At 71.6% G+C, this 19,339-nt stretch carries 15 protein-coding genes; 5 read left to right on the forward strand and 10 right to left on the reverse strand.

The window, feature by feature from the left end; translation table 11 throughout:
* Positions 1-654: 654 nt before the first annotated feature.
* On the forward strand, positions 655-1,380 hold the full coding sequence (locus AC1VWI_RS31840) for a helix-turn-helix domain-containing protein (protein WP_499514433.1): 726 nt from the start codon (positions 655-657) through the stop codon (positions 1,378-1,380).
* Complete coding sequence (locus tag AC1VWI_RS31845) at positions 1,377-2,153, forward strand: GNAT family N-acetyltransferase (protein WP_499514434.1); 777 nt, start codon at positions 1,377-1,379, stop codon at positions 2,151-2,153. Before AC1VWI_RS31840 ends, AC1VWI_RS31845 begins: the two co-directional genes overlap by 4 nt.
* A gap of 77 nt (positions 2,154-2,230) precedes the next feature.
* On the opposite strand, the gene AC1VWI_RS31850 is transcribed toward AC1VWI_RS31845, so the two are convergent.
* From AC1VWI_RS31850 to AC1VWI_RS31890, 9 genes are all read right to left on the reverse strand, one after another.
* Positions 2,231-2,821, reverse strand: coding sequence for a Pvc16 family protein (locus AC1VWI_RS31850; RefSeq protein ID WP_499514435.1), 591 nt, complete (start codon positions 2,819-2,821; stop codon positions 2,231-2,233).
* A gap of 200 nt (positions 2,822-3,021) precedes the next feature.
* Positions 3,022-3,612, reverse strand: a complete 591-nt coding sequence (locus tag AC1VWI_RS31855) for a hypothetical protein (protein ID WP_499514436.1) — start codon at positions 3,610-3,612, stop codon at positions 3,022-3,024.
* A 136-nt stretch (positions 3,613-3,748) separates the two neighbouring features.
* Positions 3,749-6,703, reverse strand: a complete 2,955-nt coding sequence (locus AC1VWI_RS31860; protein WP_499514437.1) for an AfsR/SARP family transcriptional regulator — start codon at positions 6,701-6,703, stop codon at positions 3,749-3,751.
* Positions 6,704-6,783: 80 nt separating this feature from the next.
* Positions 6,784-7,404, reverse strand: a complete 621-nt coding sequence (locus AC1VWI_RS31865; RefSeq protein WP_499514438.1) for a GNAT family N-acetyltransferase — start codon at positions 7,402-7,404, stop codon at positions 6,784-6,786.
* A 457-nt stretch (positions 7,405-7,861) separates the two neighbouring features.
* Positions 7,862-8,251 carry a putative quinol monooxygenase gene (locus AC1VWI_RS31870; RefSeq protein WP_499514439.1) on the reverse strand — a complete coding sequence of 130 codons (390 nt, stop codon included), beginning with the start codon at positions 8,249-8,251 and terminating at the stop codon, positions 7,862-7,864.
* 167 nt (positions 8,252-8,418) lie between these two features.
* Positions 8,419-9,738 carry an MFS transporter gene (locus tag AC1VWI_RS31875; RefSeq protein ID WP_499514440.1) on the reverse strand — a complete coding sequence of 440 codons (1,320 nt, stop codon included), beginning with the start codon at positions 9,736-9,738 and terminating at the stop codon, positions 8,419-8,421.
* Between the two features lie 28 nt (positions 9,739-9,766).
* Entirely contained in the window at positions 9,767-11,350 is a 1,584-nt protein-coding gene (locus AC1VWI_RS31880; protein ID WP_499514441.1) for a hydantoinase B/oxoprolinase family protein, read from the reverse strand.
* Positions 11,351-11,352: 2 nt separating this feature from the next.
* Positions 11,353-13,359, reverse strand: a complete 2,007-nt coding sequence (locus tag AC1VWI_RS31885; RefSeq protein ID WP_499514442.1) for a hydantoinase/oxoprolinase family protein — start codon at positions 13,357-13,359, stop codon at positions 11,353-11,355.
* Positions 13,360-13,384: 25 nt separating this feature from the next.
* A complete protein-coding gene (locus AC1VWI_RS31890) occupies positions 13,385-13,975 on the reverse strand; it encodes a helix-turn-helix domain-containing protein (protein ID WP_499514443.1) in 591 nt (196 codons plus the stop codon).
* 451 nt (positions 13,976-14,426) lie between these two features.
* On the opposite strand from AC1VWI_RS31890, the gene AC1VWI_RS31895 reads away from it, so the two are divergent.
* The 3 genes from AC1VWI_RS31895 to mctP all read left to right on the forward strand — a co-directional run bounded on the left by AC1VWI_RS31895 (position 14,427) and on the right by mctP (position 17,713).
* The gene (locus AC1VWI_RS31895) at positions 14,427-15,518 is read left to right on the forward strand and encodes a ricin-type beta-trefoil lectin domain protein (RefSeq protein ID WP_499514444.1); all 1,092 of its coding nucleotides are present in this window, start codon (positions 14,427-14,429) and stop codon (positions 15,516-15,518) included.
* 306 nt (positions 15,519-15,824) lie between these two features.
* Positions 15,825-16,085 (forward strand): DUF3311 domain-containing protein, encoded by a 261-nt coding sequence (locus tag AC1VWI_RS31900; protein ID WP_499514445.1) that lies wholly within the window; start codon positions 15,825-15,827, stop codon positions 16,083-16,085.
* Complete coding sequence (mctP, locus tag AC1VWI_RS31905; RefSeq protein ID WP_499514446.1) at positions 16,082-17,713, forward strand: monocarboxylate uptake permease MctP; 1,632 nt, start codon at positions 16,082-16,084, stop codon at positions 17,711-17,713. Before AC1VWI_RS31900 ends, mctP begins: the two co-directional genes overlap by 4 nt.
* 113 nt (positions 17,714-17,826) lie before the next feature.
* Here mctP and AC1VWI_RS31910 read toward each other — a convergent pair whose 3' ends face one another.
* Positions 17,827-19,293: an MFS transporter gene (locus tag AC1VWI_RS31910; protein ID WP_499514447.1), complete on the reverse strand. Its 1,467-nt coding sequence runs from the start codon at positions 19,291-19,293 to the stop codon at positions 17,827-17,829.
* Between the last annotated feature and the right edge of the window lie 46 nt (positions 19,294-19,339).

Below are 19,339 nucleotides of genomic sequence, written 5' to 3' on the forward strand. Positions count from 1 at the left end.
CGTCGACGCGCCCGTGGCGTGCCGTACGAGCTGTGCCTCCCCGCTGTGCGGTGTTGCCGTCGGATGACGCGCACTCCCGGCGCCGGCGCACCCGGTCGTGAACGACCTCACGGGCAATGAGGCCCGTCTCGGTGACAACCTTGTCAGAGGAGCCGGAGCGCGCTGTGGCCTCTTGGGTACGGGGCGCCCGGATGCGGTGTCCTCATCGTCGGGAATCGGCTGAGGTGCTCGGCACCCCCTTGCGGGTGTGCCGACCGGGCGGCCGGTCGGGGGTGGACAACATCAATTCAGGTTTTACGTCGATCGCCCAACGCGTTCTGTGGTGGGTGACGGGGCGATCGCGGGAGGATACGGGTGGAAGGTCAGCGGACGGCGGGCCCGGTGAACTCATGGCCGGTTCACGGCAGCGCGATAAAGTACCGGGAGAGAATGAGCCTCTCGGCCGAACAGGCACAAGTTTCTGAGCGCCATTTCACGCAATGGGAGCGGGGTCCGTTCTCGCACCTCATACGCCTGGCCGTTCCCCGTCCCGCCGTTTACCGCGGTTTTCGATTCGCCGCGAACGGGCACCTCATCGACGGCCTGCTGTCCGCCCAGGTGTACTGCGATTCGCTGACCGGGGTATCGGGCAACAACCACGACCGGGATCCGATCGTGGCCGATCTGGTGACCTCGGGATGGATCGAGTTCCTGGGCGGGAAGAAAAGGCATGCGGTCAGGCCCGGGCAGATCTGCATTCGCGACACCAAGTCCTCCTGGCAGTTCTCCTGCTCGCCGGCGACGACCGCGCACGTCATATCGATCCCGCGGCACCTCGTCGCTGCGCACCTCGGATCGCTCAAGGCGCTCAGCGACGCCTACGTGTCGGACGTCGACGTCCCCGAGGTCCGGTTCTTCGTCAACTTCCTTGAAACGATCAAGAGGAGCAGCGGCGAACTGGAGGGTTCGGTCGCCGCGCAGCGGATGGCCAGGGACGCACTGGCCACCCTGTTCTCCCGGATCATCTCGGAGCGCCCCGGTCCGGGGCTGGACGACCACCCCAGGGCCGTCGTGGTCGCCGCCAAGAACGTCATAGAGAAGCACCTGGAGAGCGGTGACCTGTCCCCTCCGATGGTCGCCCGGAGCGTCGGGGTGTCCCTGCGGACGCTGCACCGGTGCTTCTCGGCGTCGGACGACTCCGTCATGGCGTTCGCCCGGCGGAGGCGGTTGCAGAGGGCGCACGACGAGCTCATGGACGTGGGCGGCGCGGCCGGGATGTCGGAGATCGCGGCGCGTTGGCACTTCTCGGACGCCAGTCACTTCATCAGGCACTTCAAATCGTTCTACGGGGCCACTCCGGCCGCCTACTTGAGAGACCAGAGAAAGGTCGGTCCGTCATGACCCGAGTCCAGGACCCGCTCGCGCCGGTCGCATCCGCCTACACCGACGTCGTGGAGGGACTGGCCGGCGCGGCCACCGGACGCACCCGCAGGGGTGCGGGCGGCACCCTGCTGGCCGTCACCGGGGCGCCGGTCGCCTCGCTGAACGGCATCCTCGCCCCGGCGCTGGAACCGAGTGCGGAAGAGATAGCCGCGCTGGCGGCCTCCGAGCCGTGGGACGTCCCCTGGAGCATCTACGTGCGCGGGATACCGGGAGCCGAGGTCACCGAGGTGGCGGCACGGCACGGGCTGACCCGGTTCGACCGCACACCGCTCATGATCAGGAACGCAGCCGAGGGGATGCCGCCGGAGCCCGTCGACGGGTCCCTGACCGTCCGCGCTCTGGGCGGCGGCGAACTCGGCCTGTACGCCGAGGTGATGGCGGAGGGCTTCGAAGCACCGTACGAATTCTTCAGCATGTTCGCCGATCCGGCCGTCGCCCGCATCGAGGGCTTCACCTGCTACCTGGCCGAGGTGGACGGCGTTCCGGTGGGGACGGGGCTGGGAGCCGTGGCCGGTGGTCTGACGGGGATCTTCAACATCTCCACGCTCCCGGAGCACCGGCGCCGCGGCTACGGGAGGGCCGTCACCATGGAGATCGTGCGCGCGGGCCACGCCGCCGGTGCCACCACCGCGTACCTCTACGCGAGCAGCATGGGCGAATCCGTGTACGCCTCGGCCGGCTTCCGCACCGAGGAACAGCTGACCATGATCTCGGCCCCGCAGCAGGCGTGACGACCGGTGGGGCCCGGCCCGGACGGCGTGCGGCGTCGCCGCGCCGGGCCGGGCCGGCGGACGTGGAGTCCCCGCCTTCACGGCCGCCGGGGGAAGTCGTGCACCATCGCCACCCTCGGCTCCAGGACCTGCCGTGGCACCGTGTGGTCCGTGCGGACCGCCATCGGCATGGTCACCACGACCTCCAGCGAGGGTTTGAACTCTCCGCCGAGGGCGGACCGGGTGTCCGCGCTGGATCGGGGCTCGCCCTGCCGGGTCCCGATCACGAGGGGAACGGTCAGGCCGAGGTCCGCCAGGGCTCCTTCGAGGTACCCGGCGGGCAGTGACTCGTGCGGGAGCAGGCAGGACAGGACCGCGGAAAGGAGCCGGTGCTCGTCCTCGGCGCGGTCGGCCCACGCCGTGAGCAGGTACGACAGCCGGAACCAGCGGGGCGGTCGCCGATGCACGGTGAACGTGCCGACGGGATCGCGCAGTGCCGCCGCACCGTGCTCCCGAGCGGCCGTCTCCGTCTCCTCCCGCACGTCGTAGAGGTGCGCGTTCACGGTGGGACCCTCGCGCCGGTTCGCCCAGGCGCGGGTGGGAGCATCGAAGGCGATGTCCGCGGCCCGGCCGGGCAGCGCCCGCGCGGACAGCAGGCGCCGCAGCGCCTCGTCGACCTCGTGGATCACCGGTGGGCTCCCGGGGTGCCGGCGCGTGCGCCTTCCGTGAAGCGGGGCCGTGGCCGCCGGGTGATCGCCTCGGCCGCCCTTCCTGCCGTAGCTGTCGTACCTGTCGTGCCTGTCGCGTGTACCGCCATCGTCGTCACCGTCCTGTCCCACGCGTTCCGGGCGCCGGGCCGGTGGGGTCCGGCCCGGCGCCCGACCGGCCGTCAGTCCTTGCTGTCCTTGGCCTTCGTGCCGTCGGGGGCGACGGCGAACCAGGTGCCGCCGACGCCCTCGCCCTTGGTGTCCCCGGCCGCCGTGTCCTTGGAGAACTTGTAGACCGGCCAGCCTCCGATGGTCAGCTGATGCGTGCCGTCGGGCCTGACGACCGCGGAGATCGTGATGCTGTCCAGCCCCTTGAAGGTGATCTCGTCGTTGACGAGGACGGGTGGCCAGGTGACCGCGCAGGCGTCGACGCAGGTCGCCTTCGAGGGATGGGCGGAGTCCGGGTCGAAGCGGTAGAGCGTCCTGCCCTCACCGTCCACCACAGTGCTGCCGAGGCCGTCGTTGTGGCCGAGCTGCACGGTGGCGGGCCAGTAGCCTCCGGACGGGTTGGTCGCCCCGGCCCCCTGACCGCCGGAGGCGCCGTTCCCGGCACCGCCGTTCGTGGCGCCGCCGGATCCGGCGTCCTGCGAGGCGGCGGCGGGCGTGGCGGGAGCCTGGGACGCGGATCCGCCGTCGGGGTCACCGCATCCGGCGAGCAGCAGGACACCTCCGAGTGCTGCGGCCATGCCGAGCGATGCGTAGGAACGCGACATTGCTTCTTCCCTTGCTGTGTTCGTACGAGCAGGTGCACACGGCACGCGGGGCGCACCGCCCACGGGGCGATGCCGTGCCACCGACAGACAACCGAACGGGCATCCACGTTCCATGGACGTCTCGTTGACGACCCGTTCACGGGCGACCCGGCGCGGCTCCCGGGGGTGGCCGGGGAGGCGGGACCTGACCGCCCCCGTCCAACTCCTTGATCCTGGTCCGGATGTCGTCGCCCCGCCCGTGGCCCATCGCGTCGAAGACGTCCAGGGCGTCGCACCAGGCGTCCCGCGCGTCCGCCGGCCGGCCCATGCTCAGGTAGGTGTCGCCGAGCCGGCCGAGGGTGTCGGCACTGCCGTACAGGACGCCGATCGCGCGGTAGCGGGCGAGGGCTTCCCGGTAGGCGGACACGGCCTGCTCGTGCCGGCTCAGCCGATGGTGGACGTAGCCGATGCTGTCGTGGGTGTCGGCGGAGCCGCACACGTCGCCGACCGCGTCGTGCAGGGGCACGGCCTCCTGGCAGTGGACCAGGGCCTGGTCGTACTGTCCGAGCAGGGCGTGGTACCAGCCGACCGCGTTGAGCGAACGTGCCGTCGTCACGGCGTCGCCGCTCGCCCGGCTCAACTCCAGTGCCCGTGAGGCGTGGTCCAGCGCGCCGCGTACGTCGCCCAGGCGCTCGGCCAGCCATCCGGCCTGGCGGTAGGCGTTCCCGGCGGTGGCGGCGTCCCCGGTGCGGACGAACAGCTCCACCGAGCGCGCCATGTGCGCACGGGCCTCCTCCATGCGACCGAGCGTCGCCGTCGCCCGGGCGAGCCCCAGCAGGGTGTGCGCCTCGGCGAGCAGGTCCCCGAGGCGGCGCGTCGCGCCCAGGGCCGCCCGGTGGGTCTCCTCTACCTCGTGCCATCCGAACCGGCGGTCCAGGTAGGGCCTGACGGCCCAGGCGAGTCGCCACGCGTGCGTGTCGAAGGACCGGTCGGAGGCCAGGCCGACGCAGGCGACCAGCGCGGCGTGCTCGGCGTCGAACCATCGTCGTGCCGCTTCGCCGCCGCCCCCGCGGGCGAACTCCTCGACGTACGCCCCCGGCGACGCCGGGGGTATGCCGATGTCGTCCCGGCCGGAGGTGAACAGCCGCCTGGCGTGGCCGGCGCTGTGCAGGTAGTGGTCCAGCAGTCTGCGGCGCCCCGCGTCCTGCTCGTCCTCCGTCTCCGTCGAGTCGAGCAGTTCGGAGGCGTACGCGCCCAACAGGTCGTGCGAGACGAACCGGCCGGGGCTGCGCTCGTCCACGAGGTGGGCCTGGAGCAGTTCGTCCAGCAACCGGCGCGTGTGCGCCATGGAGAACCCGCCGAGGCTCGCCGCCGCACCCGCCCCGGCGTCGGGACCCGGATGGAGCGCGAGCATGCGGAACAGCCGCGCGGCATCGGCGCCGAGGGCGCGGTAGGAGCAGGCGAAGGCGGCGCGGACGTCGGCGGCGGCGTCGCCGCTACGGAAGGCGTCGAGGTCCCCGGCGCTGTCGTGCAGTTCCGCCGCGATGACCGACAGCGGCATGGCCGGGCGGGTCACCGCGCGGCCGGCGGTGATCGCCAGCGCCAGCGGCAGCCGGCAGCACATCGCGACGATGTCAGCGACCGCTTCGGGCTCGGCCGCCGTCCTGGTACCTCCGAGACGACGTGTCAGGAGGCTGTGTCCCTCCGACACCGACAGCACGTCCAGGGGGATCGGCCGGGCACCGTCGACGGCCACCAGGCCGGCCATCTGGTCGCGGCTGGTCACGATCACCAGGCATCCGGGCGCCCCCGGCAGCAGGGGCCGGACCTGGGCGGCGTCGCGCGCGTTGTCCAGGAGCAGCAGCACGCGCTTGCCGGCGAGCCAGGTGCGGTGCAGGGCCGCCAGCGCGTCGACGTCCTGCGGCTCGTTCCCGACGTTGGCACCCAGGGCGTCCAGCACCGTGCGCAGGGCCTGTTCCGGGCCGAGCGGAGGACCCGCGTGGTCGAAGCCCCGCAGATTGAGGTAGATCTGCCCGTCGGGGAAGCCGTCGGCGACCTGCCGGGCCCAGTGGACGGCGAAGGCCGTCTTCCCGACGCCCGCCATGCCGGTGACGACGCTCACCGCCGCCCCGCTCTCCGCCGGCAGGCCCGTCGCGGCGGACAGTTCGGCCTCCCGGCCGACGAACGTCGCGGGGCCCGCGGGCAATTGGGCCGGCGTCGCCGCCGTGGCGGGAACCTGCCCGCGGGCGGTGTCCACCTGCTCCGTGCGGGCCGGCTCCGTGCGGGCCCGCTCCGTGCGGGCCGGCTCCGTACGGGTCTGGGCCGTGCCGGTCCGGGCCGACGGGGCGACGAGGTCGCCGTCCGCACGCAGCACGCGCTGGAACATCCGCTGGAGGCCCGGGCCGGGGTCGACGCCGAGCTCCTCCGCCAGCAGTTCCTGTCCCTCCCGGTAGGTGGCCAGGGCCGCCGCCTGCCGTCCCGACCGGTAGAGGGCGAGCATCAGCATCTCCCGGAACCGCTCGTCGAGCGGGTGCTCGCTCACGAGGCCGGTCAGCTTGCCGACCGCCTGCACGTGCGAACCGAGGTCGATCTCGGCCCTCATGAGCATCGCCTCGCCGGACAGCCGTTGCTCACCGAGCCTGTGCCGCTGGGAGTCCGCGTACGCGCCGCGGACTCCCGACAGGGCGGACCCCTGCCACAGCCCCAGGGCCGCACGTGCGTGCCCGGCCGCTTCCTTCGGGCTCCCCGCGTCGAGGGCGCGCTCCGTCCGGGTGAGCAGTTCCTGGAAGATCCCGAGGTCGAGTCCGTCCGGTGGCATGCGGAGCTGGTAACCGCGCCCCACGGACTGGATCGTGGAGGACGCGCCCTCCCCGGCGGGGTCCAGTGCCCTGCGCAGCCGGTGCACGTAGGTGCGCAACGTGCCCAGCGCGGAAGCGGGCGTCCGCGTGCCCCACACCGCGTCGATCAGTTCGCCGGCCGACACCTGGGCGCCGTCGGCCAGCAGGAGCGCGGCCAGCACCGCCCGCTGCTGGGGCGGCCCCAGGTCGACCTCGTCCGCCCCCCGCCATGCCCTGACCGGTCCCAGGACGGCATAACGCAACTGGTCCTTCAATGGTCTTCCTTCTGGGCATCCCTGATGCCACGCCGTGTGCGGCGGGCCGCCCGCGCCGAGGCCGGCCCGCGGGAACCGCCTTACGCGCCGGTCGGTCGCCAGATCCAGCTCGGCCGCCGGTAGGCGATCTCGAAGCCGTACCGCAGCATGTTCCGGTAGGAGGGGTTCGGTTCTTCCGGGGTCGAGGGCCCGGTCTCCACGACGAGCCACTCGCAGCCCGCCTCGCGGGCCGCCAGGGCCCGGGCGTGGATGAGGGCCCCCTGCGCCCCGAGGTTGCGCGCCTGCGGCAGGGTCCCTCCCGCGAAGAGGGAGGCCACCCGGCCGTGGATGCGGAGGTTGCCTCCCGCGACGATCTTCCCCTCGCCGTCCCTCACACCGAAGGGACGCCATGAGGGATGCCCAGCCGTGGCGACGGCGGCGGGCGGGAAGCACCGTCCGCCGATCCCCATCGCGGTGGCGACCGTACGTGCCCACTCCGCGGCGTGCTGCGGTCGTACGACCTCCACGGACAGGCCGTCACCCGGTCGCAGGGAGCGGCCGGCGGCGATGACGTCCTCCACCGGGGCGGCGAACTTGACCACTCCCGCGCTGCCCTGCAGCGCGAACTTCTCGGCGATCCGGTCCCAGTCCTCCGGCAGCACGGAGGGCGCGAACTGGAGAACGGCCGGGCCGGGCCGGTGAGCCGTGTAGAAGTCGAGCACGTCGGCGACGAGGCCCGCGGTGACCGGTGTCCCGAAGCCGAACCCGAGCGCCCTGCTCCAGAACCTGTCGGGTCACCGACCGACAGGCAGACGCCTCCGTGGAGCCGTGCCGCCGCCATGGCCAGGTCGACGCGGTCCTGGCCGGACACCAGACCCTCGAACTCGAACATCTCCTCCGCCTCCGCCTCCTCCAGGAGGGGAAGGATGTCGCTCGGAATCTTCATGGAACCCCCGTGATGCGCCGCTCGCCCCCGTGCCGCCCCCGCGCCCGCCCGGACCGTCCCGCGGTGCGCGGGGCCGCCCGGCGAGGGCGTGTCCGAGGGCAGGCCGAGGTGTCCGCGACCTGGGCGAAGTCTTCAAGCCCCAGTTTTTCCCGGCCGTCGCGGCGATGAATAGAACGGACGTGCCATGTTCGCCTCGCCGTGGACCGATTGGCGTGGGGAGCTCCCCGGCCGCCTCACACGACGGTGGTGACGACCGCGTGACGGTCCCTCAGGAGCGGGATGACGCGCTCCAGGGCGAGGTCGCGGAAGTGGGGGCTGTCGCGGTGGGCCTGGAGGGCCGCCCGGTCCTCGTAGCGCTCGACCAGCACGATGTCCCCGTCGTCGGTCCCGTCCGGGTGGAAGACCTGGTAGCCCAGGCAGCCCGGTTCGTCCCGGGAGGCCCGTACCAGTGCCGTGAGCGTGGCGAGGACGGTGTCGCGGCTGCCGGGCCCGGGGCTCCACCGGGCGATCACGACGACCTGGCCCGGCTGGGCGTCGGTCAGCGGCCACGTTGCCTCGGGGGTGTCGTTCATCGGCTCGGTGCTCCCGTCGTCCGCGGCGTCGGTGGCGCACACACCGGCCACCCAGGGGCATGGTGGCACCCGCCCACGGGGAGGTCGGTGCCCAGAGGGGCGTGTCCCCTCCCCTTCGCCCGGAGGCCGGAAGGCTATTCGAGTCCGGCGACCGCGAAACGGACCTGGCACGCCGGGGCCGGCCCGCCCGAAGCGGGCCGGCCCCGGACCCGGCTGCCTCAGACGGCGGCCCCGGCCGGCTGCCGGGGAGACTCACTCAGTGCGCCCTTACGCTTGGGCAGGGCGACGCAGGCCAGCGCGGTCAGCAGCGAGACCGCCGCGGTGAAGAGCGCGACGGGCCAGGAGGAACCGCCCAGTGACAGGAGGTAGGTGGCGACCATCGGACCGAAGCCGCCACCGATCGCGGCGGCCAGGTGGTAGCAGAGGCTGCTTCCCGTGTAGCGGACCTCCCGGGCGAACAACTCCGCCACTTCGCCGGCGAGCACGCCGTACCCGGACCCGATGAAGACCATCGCCCCGCCCACCGCCACGTAGAGCAGGGCCGGCTCACGCGTCTGCATCAGCGCGAAGGCCGGGAACGCCCACAGGAGCAGCGCGGACGTCGAGATGACGGCCACCCGGCGAGCCGTGATGCGACGGGCCGCGAGGACGCCCCCGTAGATGAAGGCTCCCTGGACGACGGCCGCGATCAGGTTCGCGGGGAGCGCGATCGAGGCGGGCATGGACAGCGTCGTCGTGGCGTAGCTGAGGACGAACGAGGTGAGCAGGTAGTAGGTGAGGAAGACCCCGGAGAAGGCGAGCGTGCCGATGAGGACCTGCCGGGACCCACTCCTGAGGACCTGGAAGAACGGCACCCGGGCCCGCTCCTGCCGCTCCGCCGCCGTGGCGTACTCGCGGGTCTCGGACACCTTCACGCGGATGTACAGGCCGACCGGGACGAGCAGCGCCGACGCCAGGAAGGGTATGCGCCATGCCCAGTCCCGGAGTTGCGCCGTCCCGACGGAGGTGCTCAGCACGGTGAAGACGGTCGTCGCGAGCAGCAGACCGCCGGGGCTTCCCAGCTGTGCGAAGGAACCGTAGAGCGTCTTCTTCCGCTCGGGGGCGTTCTCCGTGGCGATGAGCACGGCCCCCGCCCATTCGCCGCCGACCGCGAGGCCCTGCACGAGCCGGAGGACGATGAGGAGGATCGGGGCCGCCACGCCGATGCCGGCGTAGGTGGGCAGCAGGCCGATGAGGAAGGTCGCGCTCCCCATCGCCAGGAGCGTCACCACCAGCGTGCTCTTCCTGCCGAAGCGGTCACCGAAGTGGCCGAACACGACGGCCCCCAGGGGACGTACGAAGAAGCCGACCGCCAGCGTCATGAACGACAGGAGTTTTCCGACCAGGGGGTCTTCCGAGGGGAAGAACACGTCGTTGAAGACCAGTGCCGTCGCGGTGCCGTAGATGAAGTAGTCGTACCACTCGATGGCCGTGCCCACGAACGAGGCGGCGGCTATGCGGAGCGGGGACGTGGTCGAGTGGGTCGCGCTGGTGCTCATGAGTCACCTCTCGTCGGTGGCGCCATCGTCAGTGAGCCGATCCGTAGCCGCCGCCACCGCCGGTGCGGACGGTGATCCTGTCTCCGCGGTTGAGGATCTCCTGGTACGTGCAGTCGAGGACCTCGACGCTGCCGTCGGCCCGCTCGATCGTGAAGTTGCCCGTGCCGCCCTGGTCACCGCCCTTGATCCCGGCGGCTCCGACCGTGTGCCGGTCCGCGTACCCGGCGACCGAGACTCCGTCGGTGGTCGCCACGTAGGTGCGGCTGATGCCGCGTCCGCCGCTGTGGGCGCCGGCCCCACCCGAGCCGTCCACCAGCGCGTACTCCTCGATCCGGAAGTGGTCGAAGTCCGTCTCCAGGGCCTCGACGGGAGCGTTGGCGCAGTTGGAGATGGGGTTGTCCAGAGCGTCGGGCCCGTCGTGATCGGCGCACGCGCCCCAGCCGCCGCCGAGGATCTCCAGTGACACCTGGTAGCCGTCGGTGCCACGCTTGCTGACCGCGATCGCCGTCGTGGTGTCGAATCCGGTCGCCACGGCACGCTCCGGCAAGGCCTGTCCGAGCGCCCGGACGACCGCGTTGAAGACCCGGGAGGCCGGCGTCAGCCGCGCGCGTACGGCGGCCGGTGGCCGCGGATTGAGTACGGAGCCGTAGGGGGCCGACACGGTGATCGGACGGTTGCAGCCCTCGTTGAAGCCGATGTCGGGCGAGTCCAGCATGCATCGGACGGCCGACTGGACGGCTGAGACGGTCGACGCCATCGGGCAGTTGACATTGCCGAGGATCTGTTCGGAACTGCCGCCGAAGTCGACGGAGATCTCGGTGGCCGAGACGGTGACCTCGGCCTCCACCCGGGCCTGGCCGGCTCCCCACGGGGTGGCGTCGAACGTCTCCACGGCGCGGTAGACGCCGTCCGGGATGAGGCTGACGGCCGCACGGACCCGCTTCTCCGCGTAGTCCTTGACGTCCGTCATCGCCTGGAGCACCTCGTCCCGGCCGTGCCGTCGAACGAGATCGGTCAGCCGCCGGGCCGCCGTCCCGCTCGCGGCGAACTGCGCCTGGAGGTCCCCGATCACCGCATCGGGGACCCGTACGTTGGCCGCGATGATCTGGCGGACGAAGCCGTTCGGATCGTCGAAGTCCCGCGAGACCGAGAAGCGGGAGAGCGGCAGCCGCAGCCCCTCCTGGTACAGCTCCGTGGCGTGCGCCGAGAGTCCGGCGTGCGAGCCTCCGATGTCGACGTGATGCGCGGTCGAGGCGCCGAAGCCGATGAGTTCCCCGTCGACGAAGACGGGGGTCAGCAGGTAGATGTCCTGGAGGTGCTGGCCGCCGTGGTACGGATCGTTCATCAGCAGCGCGTCGTCCTCCGTCAGGTCCGCGAGGTCGATGCGCCGGGAGATTCCCTGCAGGGCGAGCGCGATGCCCGCGGTCATGATCGGTATGCACTCGGCCTGGGCCACGACCTCGCCCTTGGCGTCGGTCAGGGCCACGGAGAAGTCACGTGCCTCACGGACGATGGACGAGATGGCCGAGCGGCGCAGGTTGACCGCCATCTCGCGGCCGATGGCATCCAGACCGGTCTTGATGACGCTCAGCTGGCTGGGGGCGAGATGCATGATCAGTTCCGTTCCAGGAGGAGGTTGGTGTGGGCGTCCACGGATGCCGACCAGCCCGTCGGGACGAACGTCGTGGAGGTGCCGTCCTCGATGACGGCTGGGCCGATCTGCCTGCCGCCGACCGGCAGGCTGCGCCGGGAGCGGAAGACGGCGTCCACGACGGCGCCGTTCTCGGTGACCGGGAAGGTGCCGACGGGCAGCTCCGGGTCGATGTCCACCCGGGGCAGCACCAGTGGCGGCCGCGGCCGGGTCACGGTGAGCCGCACCGTGACCACCTGGACGGGACGGTCGCTCTCCGCGTGGCCGTACCGGCGGGCGTGCACCTTGTGGAAGTGCCCCACCAGCCCGTCGACCGTCGTCGAGGGCCCGTCGGGCAGGTCGACCGGTACCTCGAAGCCCTGCCCGCCGTACCGCATGTCGGCGGCGAAGGAGAAGCCCGCGTCGTCCAAGGCGACACCCTGGGCCCCGAGCTGCTCCTCGGCCGTGGCGCGCAGACCGTCCATCACCGGCCGCAGGCATTCCTCCCCCAGTGCGGTCGCGTCGCTCAGGTACGTCTGGGAGAACTCCCTGCGGAATCCCGCCGTCAGCAGGCCGTAGGCCGACGCCAGGCCGGCGTGCGGCGGAACGATCACCCGGGTCATCCCCAGGTCCTCGGCCACGGTGGCGGCGTGCAGCGGTCCCGCACCGCCGTAGGCGACAAGGGTGTAGGACTTGACGTCGTGACCGCGTTCGGTCGTGGTGACCCGGATGGCTCCGGCCATCGCCACGCTGGTCAGCAGGTAGACGTCCTCGGCGATCTGCTCCACCGTCCGGCCCAGCCGCTCCGCCAGGGGAGCGAGGGCCTCCCGGGCGGCCGAGGTGTGCAGGGTGTGGCGTCCGCCGAGGAAGGTCTCGGGGCGGAGCAGCCCCCGCACCGCGTTGGCGTCGGTGACGGTGGGCCGGGTGCCGCCCCTGCCGTAGCACACCGGTCCCGGGTCGGCACCGGCCGATCGGGGGCCGACCGTCAGCAGACCACCGCTGTCGACGTCCACCAGGCTGCCGCCGCCCGCTCCGACGGCTGTGATGTCGACCATCGGCACCCTGACCGGAAGCCCGTCGGCGAGCACCTCGGTGGTGAGTTCCGTCCGTCCCTCGTGGACGACGGCGACGTCCGTGCTGGTGCCGCCCATGTCCATGGTCACGATGTTGCGGACGCCGGCGTTCTCGGCGACGGCTATGGCGCCGGCCACGCCGGCCGCCGGCCCGGACCGCAGCATGCTCAGCGGGGCCGACGCCGCCGCGCGGGCCGGGACCATGCCGCCGTTCGACTGCATGACGTGCAGCTCGGCGACGCCGCCTTCGTGGGCCGAAGCTTCCAGATCCGCCAGGTAGCGCTGGATGCGGGGGCGCAGGAACGCGTCGATCGTCGTGGTCGTGGTGCGCTCGTACTCCCGGAACTCACGTGCGCAGGAGCTGGAGAGGGACACCACCAGGCCGGGGAACTCCGCCGCGGCCAGCTCCGCGATCCGCTCCTCGTGCGCCGGTTCGGCGTAGGAGTGCAGCAGGCTGACCGCGACCGCTTCGGCCCCGCGTTCCGTGAGGTCCGCGAGTGCGGCACGCACGCTGTCCTCGTCGAGCGGCTGGAGAACGGCACCGGAGCGGTCGAGGCGCTCCGACACCTCCGCGACCAGTTCGCGGGGCACCAGCGGGGCCGGCTTGCGGTAGGCGAGGTCGTACATGCTGGAACGGTCCTGGCGCTGCAGCTCCAGCAGGTCCCGGAAGCCCCGGGTCACGATGAGCCCGACCCGTGCGCCCTTCCGTTCGATCAGCGCGTTGGTCGCGACGGTCGATCCGTGGAGGAGCACCGCGTGGTCGCGCAGGGCGGGATCGAGGTTCCGCAGACCGGTGGTCACCGCCCGGTCGGGATGGGAGGGGGTGGAGAAGACCTTGTCGGTCGCGCGGAGGACCCCGTTGTCGTCCAGCACCACGAGATCGGTAAATGTGCCGCCGCATTCGACGCCGATGCGCATGTTGTGTCCTCGCTGATGGTTTAGGTCAGTAACTGGGCGGTGCTATCGCCCACAAGACCGTGGCTGTTGCGTTTCCGACCTCTCGGACGCGATGGGGTGCGCTGCTCGAGTAGGTGATCGAATCGAGTGCGGACAACCGGTGGACGGCCTCGGCGACCGTCACCTCGACTTCGCCGGAGATCACGAGCAGCAGTTCCTCCGAGTCGCCGTGGCTGTACGGTTCGACGCCTGTCGAGCCGCCCGCCTCGAAAACCCCGATGAAGACTTCGAGGTGGTTGAAGTGCTTCGGGGTGAGCCGGAGTTTGCGCCCGTCGACCCCGAAGGAGAATCCCTGCTGATCGGTGAATCTGGTGACCGCCGGCCTGTTGTCCCAGGAAGCGGTGAAGAGATCACCCACTTCGAGCCCCAGCACCTTCGCGATCTTCTGCAAGGTCGCGATGCTTCCCGAGTGGACGCCCCGCTCGAGCTGTGACACGAAGCCTTCCGACAGACCGGCTGCTTCCGCCACGTTCCGCAGCGTCAGCCGGAGAGCCAGCCGCCGTTGCCTGAGCCGAGTACCGATGTGATCGGCCTCCATGTCCTGCTTGGCGGTCGATGACTCCGGGGACTTGACCATGACCCTCCGATCGTTGAGGTGAAATTACATACGGCTGAGCCCGTGCACAAGAGTCTTGTGGAATTGCCTCAGATGTCTGAGGTGAGCTCAAGATGCGCCCACCGCCGCGAGGTTGGCGCTGGTCAGCGGTTTCGCCGACGCATCGGTCGTCGATCCACGGCGACGCCAGGATGGCACGCGGGTTCTATCGACCGACGGTGCGCTCGGGGATAGTGGGAGCGGCTGTCGCCGACGGGTCGGCCCTGCCCTGCCCCGGGCGTGGTGCGGCCGTTCGGACGGGGTGGATTCCCGGGTCGGGACGGGCGCCGGCGGGGAAAGGCCGTGCGGGCGCCGGCACCTCGGTCCGGTGCGCCTCGTCGTCGCCTGCCGCGTGCGCGGCCGGCCAGCCGCGGCGTCCGCTTCCGGATCGCGCGGTGAAGCCCTCTCACCCCCCGGATGTTGGAAGGATTCGATGGCAGCCTCTCCTGACGAGCCGACGGCTGCGGACGACGAGGCGGGGGCCGTGCGCCGCCGCGGCCCGTCGCCGTTGCCCCGGCGGACGCGGAGGACGAACGCGATCGCCGAGGCCGACGCCACCCGGAGCCAGGATCCCCCGGACTGGACCACGCACAGGACCGAGACGCTGCGCGCCAGGCAGGCCGCCGCCCTTCCGGTGGAGCCCGGGGACGCGTCCGGTACGTCGCCGTCCGGCTACGCGGACGGCTTTGCGGCGGGGCTCGCCTTCGCCTCGTACCCGAAGACGCCCGCGTCCGGGGGCGATCCGGCGCCCGGAGCGGAACCGCACGGGGACGGCGGCCGGGACGCGGCCCCCCGTACCCGCGGGCCCCGACGGCTGCTGCTGGCGGGCGCCTGTCTGGTGGCCGGCCTACTGCTGTGCGTCCCCTTCCTGTTGCGGGGTTCGGACCCCGGCGAGGGCGGTTCGGCGGCTGCTCCCCGCCCCGGCTCCGTGCCGGGCACCGGGTCCTCCCCGGTCGGCACCGTCCCGGCGAGCCCGCTCGACGTGACGCGGCCGTCCCCGGGACGGGCTCCGGGGCAGTCGTCCGCGGGCGATGCCGGGAGCGAACTCCCGCCGTCCCCTCGGGATCCCGAACCCGGTGAGGCCGCCCCCGGGGCGGAGAGCGGCGAGGTTCCCGTCTCCGCGAGACCCTCCTCCTCCGAGGTGGCTCCAGGTGTGGCGATACGCAGTCACGCTTCCCGAAGGTGCATCGACGGCGGCCCCGCGGAGGGCGCGCCGCTGAGGCTCCGGGACTGCACGGTCAGCGCCGGACAGTCATGGCGGATCGTGCCGGAGGACAGGAGCATCAGGATCTCGGGCACGTGCATGGACGTCGCGGGCGGATCAACGGCCGACGGTGCGGCCGTCCGACTGGCCGACTGCAGCGGTGCCGCATCCCAGAGGTTCCGGCTCAACCCCGCCCACGACCTGGTCAACCTCCAGGCCCACAAGTGTGTGGAGGCCACGGACCCGTACGGAGGCAACGGCACGGCGCTGCGGCTGTGGTCCTGCACGGGCGCGGACAACCAGAAGTGGAGTTCGGGCTGATCCCTCGGCCCGCGGGTCACGCGGAGGGGGAGGGGGCAGCGGCACGCATGATCAATGGAATTGTCTCCCTCGTTCAATGAAGTCCAGGTGGTAGGCACTACGTTTGAAAGTGGCACCCCGCGTGCCGCTTCCACGTGTCCAGCCCCTCGTACGGCCGTCGGCCCCGGCATTCTTCGTGGCGACGAAGCCGCCGCAGGTGTCCGGGGGACGCGTGAAATTCCGCTCCCGTGCCGCATCGCATGACGGCCGGGTGCTTTTCGTCCCCCGCGCGTATTCCTGACGTGCTGAAAGTCTGAGGAGAATGCAGTGTCCGAACAGCAGACCGACGGCCCGGCGCGGCCACCGGTGGTGACCACCACCCGCGTGATCGCCGGTGTCTGCCTCGTCATCCCCTTCGTTGCCATGCTCTGGGTCGGCTCGTACGCGAAGCTGACGCCGGAGTTCATCGGCATCCCGTTCTTCTACTGGTACCAGATGCTGTGGGTGTTCCTGTCCTCCGGACTGACGTACGCCGCGTACGTGCTGGTCCGTCGTGAGGAGCGGGCACGGAAGGAGGCCACGAAGTGAAGGACGGGGTCAACGGCGTCGCGCTCGGCGTCTTCATCTTCTTCTTCCTGGTCGTGACGGTCCTGGGTTTCCTGGCCGCACGCTGGCGCAGGGCGGAGAACGCGCTGCACCTGGACGAGTGGGGCCTGGGCGGCCGCAGCTTCGGCGGCTGGATCACGTGGTTCCTGCTCGGCGGTGACCTGTACACGGCCTACACCTTCGTGGCGGTGCCGGCGGCGGTGTACGCGGCGGGTGCGTCGGGCTTCTTCGCCGTGCCGTACACGATCCTGGTGTACCCGCTGATCTTCACCTTCCTGCCGCGGCTGTGGTCGGTGTCGCACAAGCACGGCTACGTCACCACCTCCGACTTCGTGCGCGGGCGGTTCGGTTCCAAGGGCCTGTCGCTGGCGGTGGCGGTCACCGGCATCCTGGCCACGATGCCCTACATCGCGCTGCAGCTGGTGGGCATCCAGGCCGTGCTGGACGTGATGGGCGTGGGCGGCGGCGAGTCGTCCAACTGGTTCGTCAAGGACCTGCCGCTGCTGATCGCCTTCGGTGTCCTGGCGGCCTACACCTACTCCTCCGGCCTGCGGGCGCCGGCGCTGATCGCGTTCGTGAAGGACACGCTGATCTACATCGTCATCGCGGTGGCGATCATCTACATCCCGATCAAGCTGGGCGGCTTCGACGACATCTTCGCCAAGGCCGGCGACGCCTACTCCCAGGTCAACCCCGCCACGGGCAAGCCGCGCGGATCTTTGGCGCCGGGCGACACCGCCCAGTGGGCGTACGGCACGCTGGCGCTGGGGTCGGCGCTCGCGCTGTTCATGTACCCGCACTCCATCACCGCCGTGCTCTCCAGCCGCAGCCGTGACGTCATCCGCCGCAACACCACCGTGCTGCCGCTGTACTCGCTGATGCTGGGCCTGCTGGCGATGCTCGGCTTCATGGCGCTGGCCAGCGGTGTCGGGGCCGGGGTCAAGGGCTACAACGGCCAGCTGGCGATCCCGCAGCTGTTCGAGAACATGTTCCCGTCCTGGTTCGCGGGCGTGGCCTTCGCCGCGATCGGCATCGGCGCGCTGGTGCCGGCGGCGATCATGTCGATCGCCGCGGCCAACCTGTTCACCCGCAACATCTACAAGGACTTCCTCAAGCCGGACGCCACCCCCGCGCAGGAGACCCAGGTCTCCAAGGTGGTCTCGCTGCTGGTCAAGGTCGGCGCCCTGGTCTTCGTCCTCACCATGGACAAGACGGTCGCGATCAACTTCCAGCTGCTGGGCGGCATCTGGATCCTGCAGACCTTCCCGGCCCTGGTCGGCGGCCTGTTCACCCGGTGGTTCCACCGCTGGGCGCTGCTGGCGGGCTGGGCCGTCGGCATGGTCTACGGCACCTGGGTGGCGTACGGCGTCGCGAGCCCGGCCCAGAAGCACTTCGGCGGCTCCTCCGACACCATCCCGGTCATCGGGCAGATCGGCTACATCGGCCTGACCGCCTTCGTGCTCAACCTGGTGGTCACCGTCGTCCTCACCTTCGTCCTGCGGGCCCTGAAGGCCCCCGAGGGCGTGGACGAGACCAGCAAGGCCGACTTCACCGCCGACGCCGGCGACCCCGGCGTGCAGAAGGACCTGCCGGTGGGCGCCGGTCACTGACCGCCGCTCCGGCCACGATCACGGGCCGCCGCCCCGTCCCAGGGCGGCGGCCCGTGATCGTGGCGGCTCCGGATGCCGCCGCCGTGGGCAGGAGCGGCTTCGGGCCGCCGCCGTCAGGCCGGCGGAGGGACGTCCCGTTCGCGCCGCGGCCGCAGTATCACCAGCGCGAGCACGAAAGCCGCGGCCAGCAGGGCCGCGCCGGTGCCGAAGGCGAGGCGGAAGCCCGCGGTGAGGGCGGACGCGGCGTCGTGCCCGTCGGCGACGAGGGTGTGCGTCCGGGAGCCGGCGAGGGTGGACAGGACGGCGACGCCGAGGGCACCGCCGACCTGCTGGGTGGTGTTGAACAGGCCCGAGGCGACCCCCGCGTCCTCCGGCCCCGCGCCGGACATGCCGAGCACCGTCAGCGCGGAGACGGCGAGGCCGAAGCCGGCCGCCAGCAGCATCGTGGGCAGCAGGTCGACGGCGTAACCGGCGTGGACCGGCAGCCGGGTGAGCAGACCGAGTGCCACCACGAGCAGGGCGAGCCCGGTGAGCAGGACGCGGCGCTCGCCGAAGCGCGCGCTCAGCCGGGCGGAGAGCAGCAGCGAGACGGTGCCGATGGACAGCGCGGCGGGCAGCATGGCAAGCCCCGTGGCGGCGGCACCGTACCCCCTGACGTTCTGCAGGTAGAGCGCCATGAGGATCTGGAAGCCGAAGAGGGCGGAGATCATGAGCACTTGGACGAGGTTGGCGCCCGAGACCTCACGCGAGCGGAACATGCGCAGCGGCAGCAGCGGGGACGCGGCCGTCGCCTGGCGGACCACGAAGGATCCCAGGAGCGCCACGGCCAGGGCGGCGAGGCCGAGGGTGCGTGCGGAGGCCCAGCCGTGGCCGCCGGTCTGGACGATCGTGTAGACGCCGGTCATCAGGCCCGTCGTGACCAGGAGTGCGCCGAGGGCGTCGGCGCCCCGGGCGGGGGGACGTGCCGGGTCGGGCTCCAGCACGCGCGCCGCCAACAGCGCGGCCGCCAGCCCGATGGGCAGGTTGATGAAGAAGATCCAGTGCCAGCCGGCGGCCTGGGTGAGCACACCGCCGAGCACCTGGCCGATCGACGCCCCGGCGGCGCCGACGAAGCTGAACGCGCCGATGGCCCGGCCGCGTTCACGGGGTTCGGGGAAGAGCGTGACGAGCAGGCCGAGGCTGACGGCTGAAGTCATCGCGCCGCCGATGCCCTGGAGGAAGCGGGCGCCGATGAGCACGGCCTGCCCGGTGGCGAGGCCGCACAGGAGGGAGGCCCCGGTGAAGACGGCCAGCCCGGCGATGAACATCCGCTTGCGGCCGAGGAGGTCGCCGACCCGGCCGGACAGCAGGAGCAGCCCGCCGAAGGCGATCATGTAGCCGTTGACGGTCCAGGTCAGGTCGGCGGGGGAGAAGTGCAGGTCATGCTGGATGGCGGGCAGTGCCACGGTGACGATGCTGCCGTCCAGGATGATCATCAGCATCCCGGCGCACAGGACCGCGAGGGCCAGTCCGCGGGATCGGTGGTCGGGGGCGGCTCCCGTGGTCGCCGCCGCGGGCGAGAGCTGTGCGCGTAAGGGCATGGCGTCGTCTCCTGGTTGTCGAGGACCCAGGTAAGACGCTAGCAGA

Source organism: Streptomyces sp. TOM-9 (genome assembly GCF_056858595.1).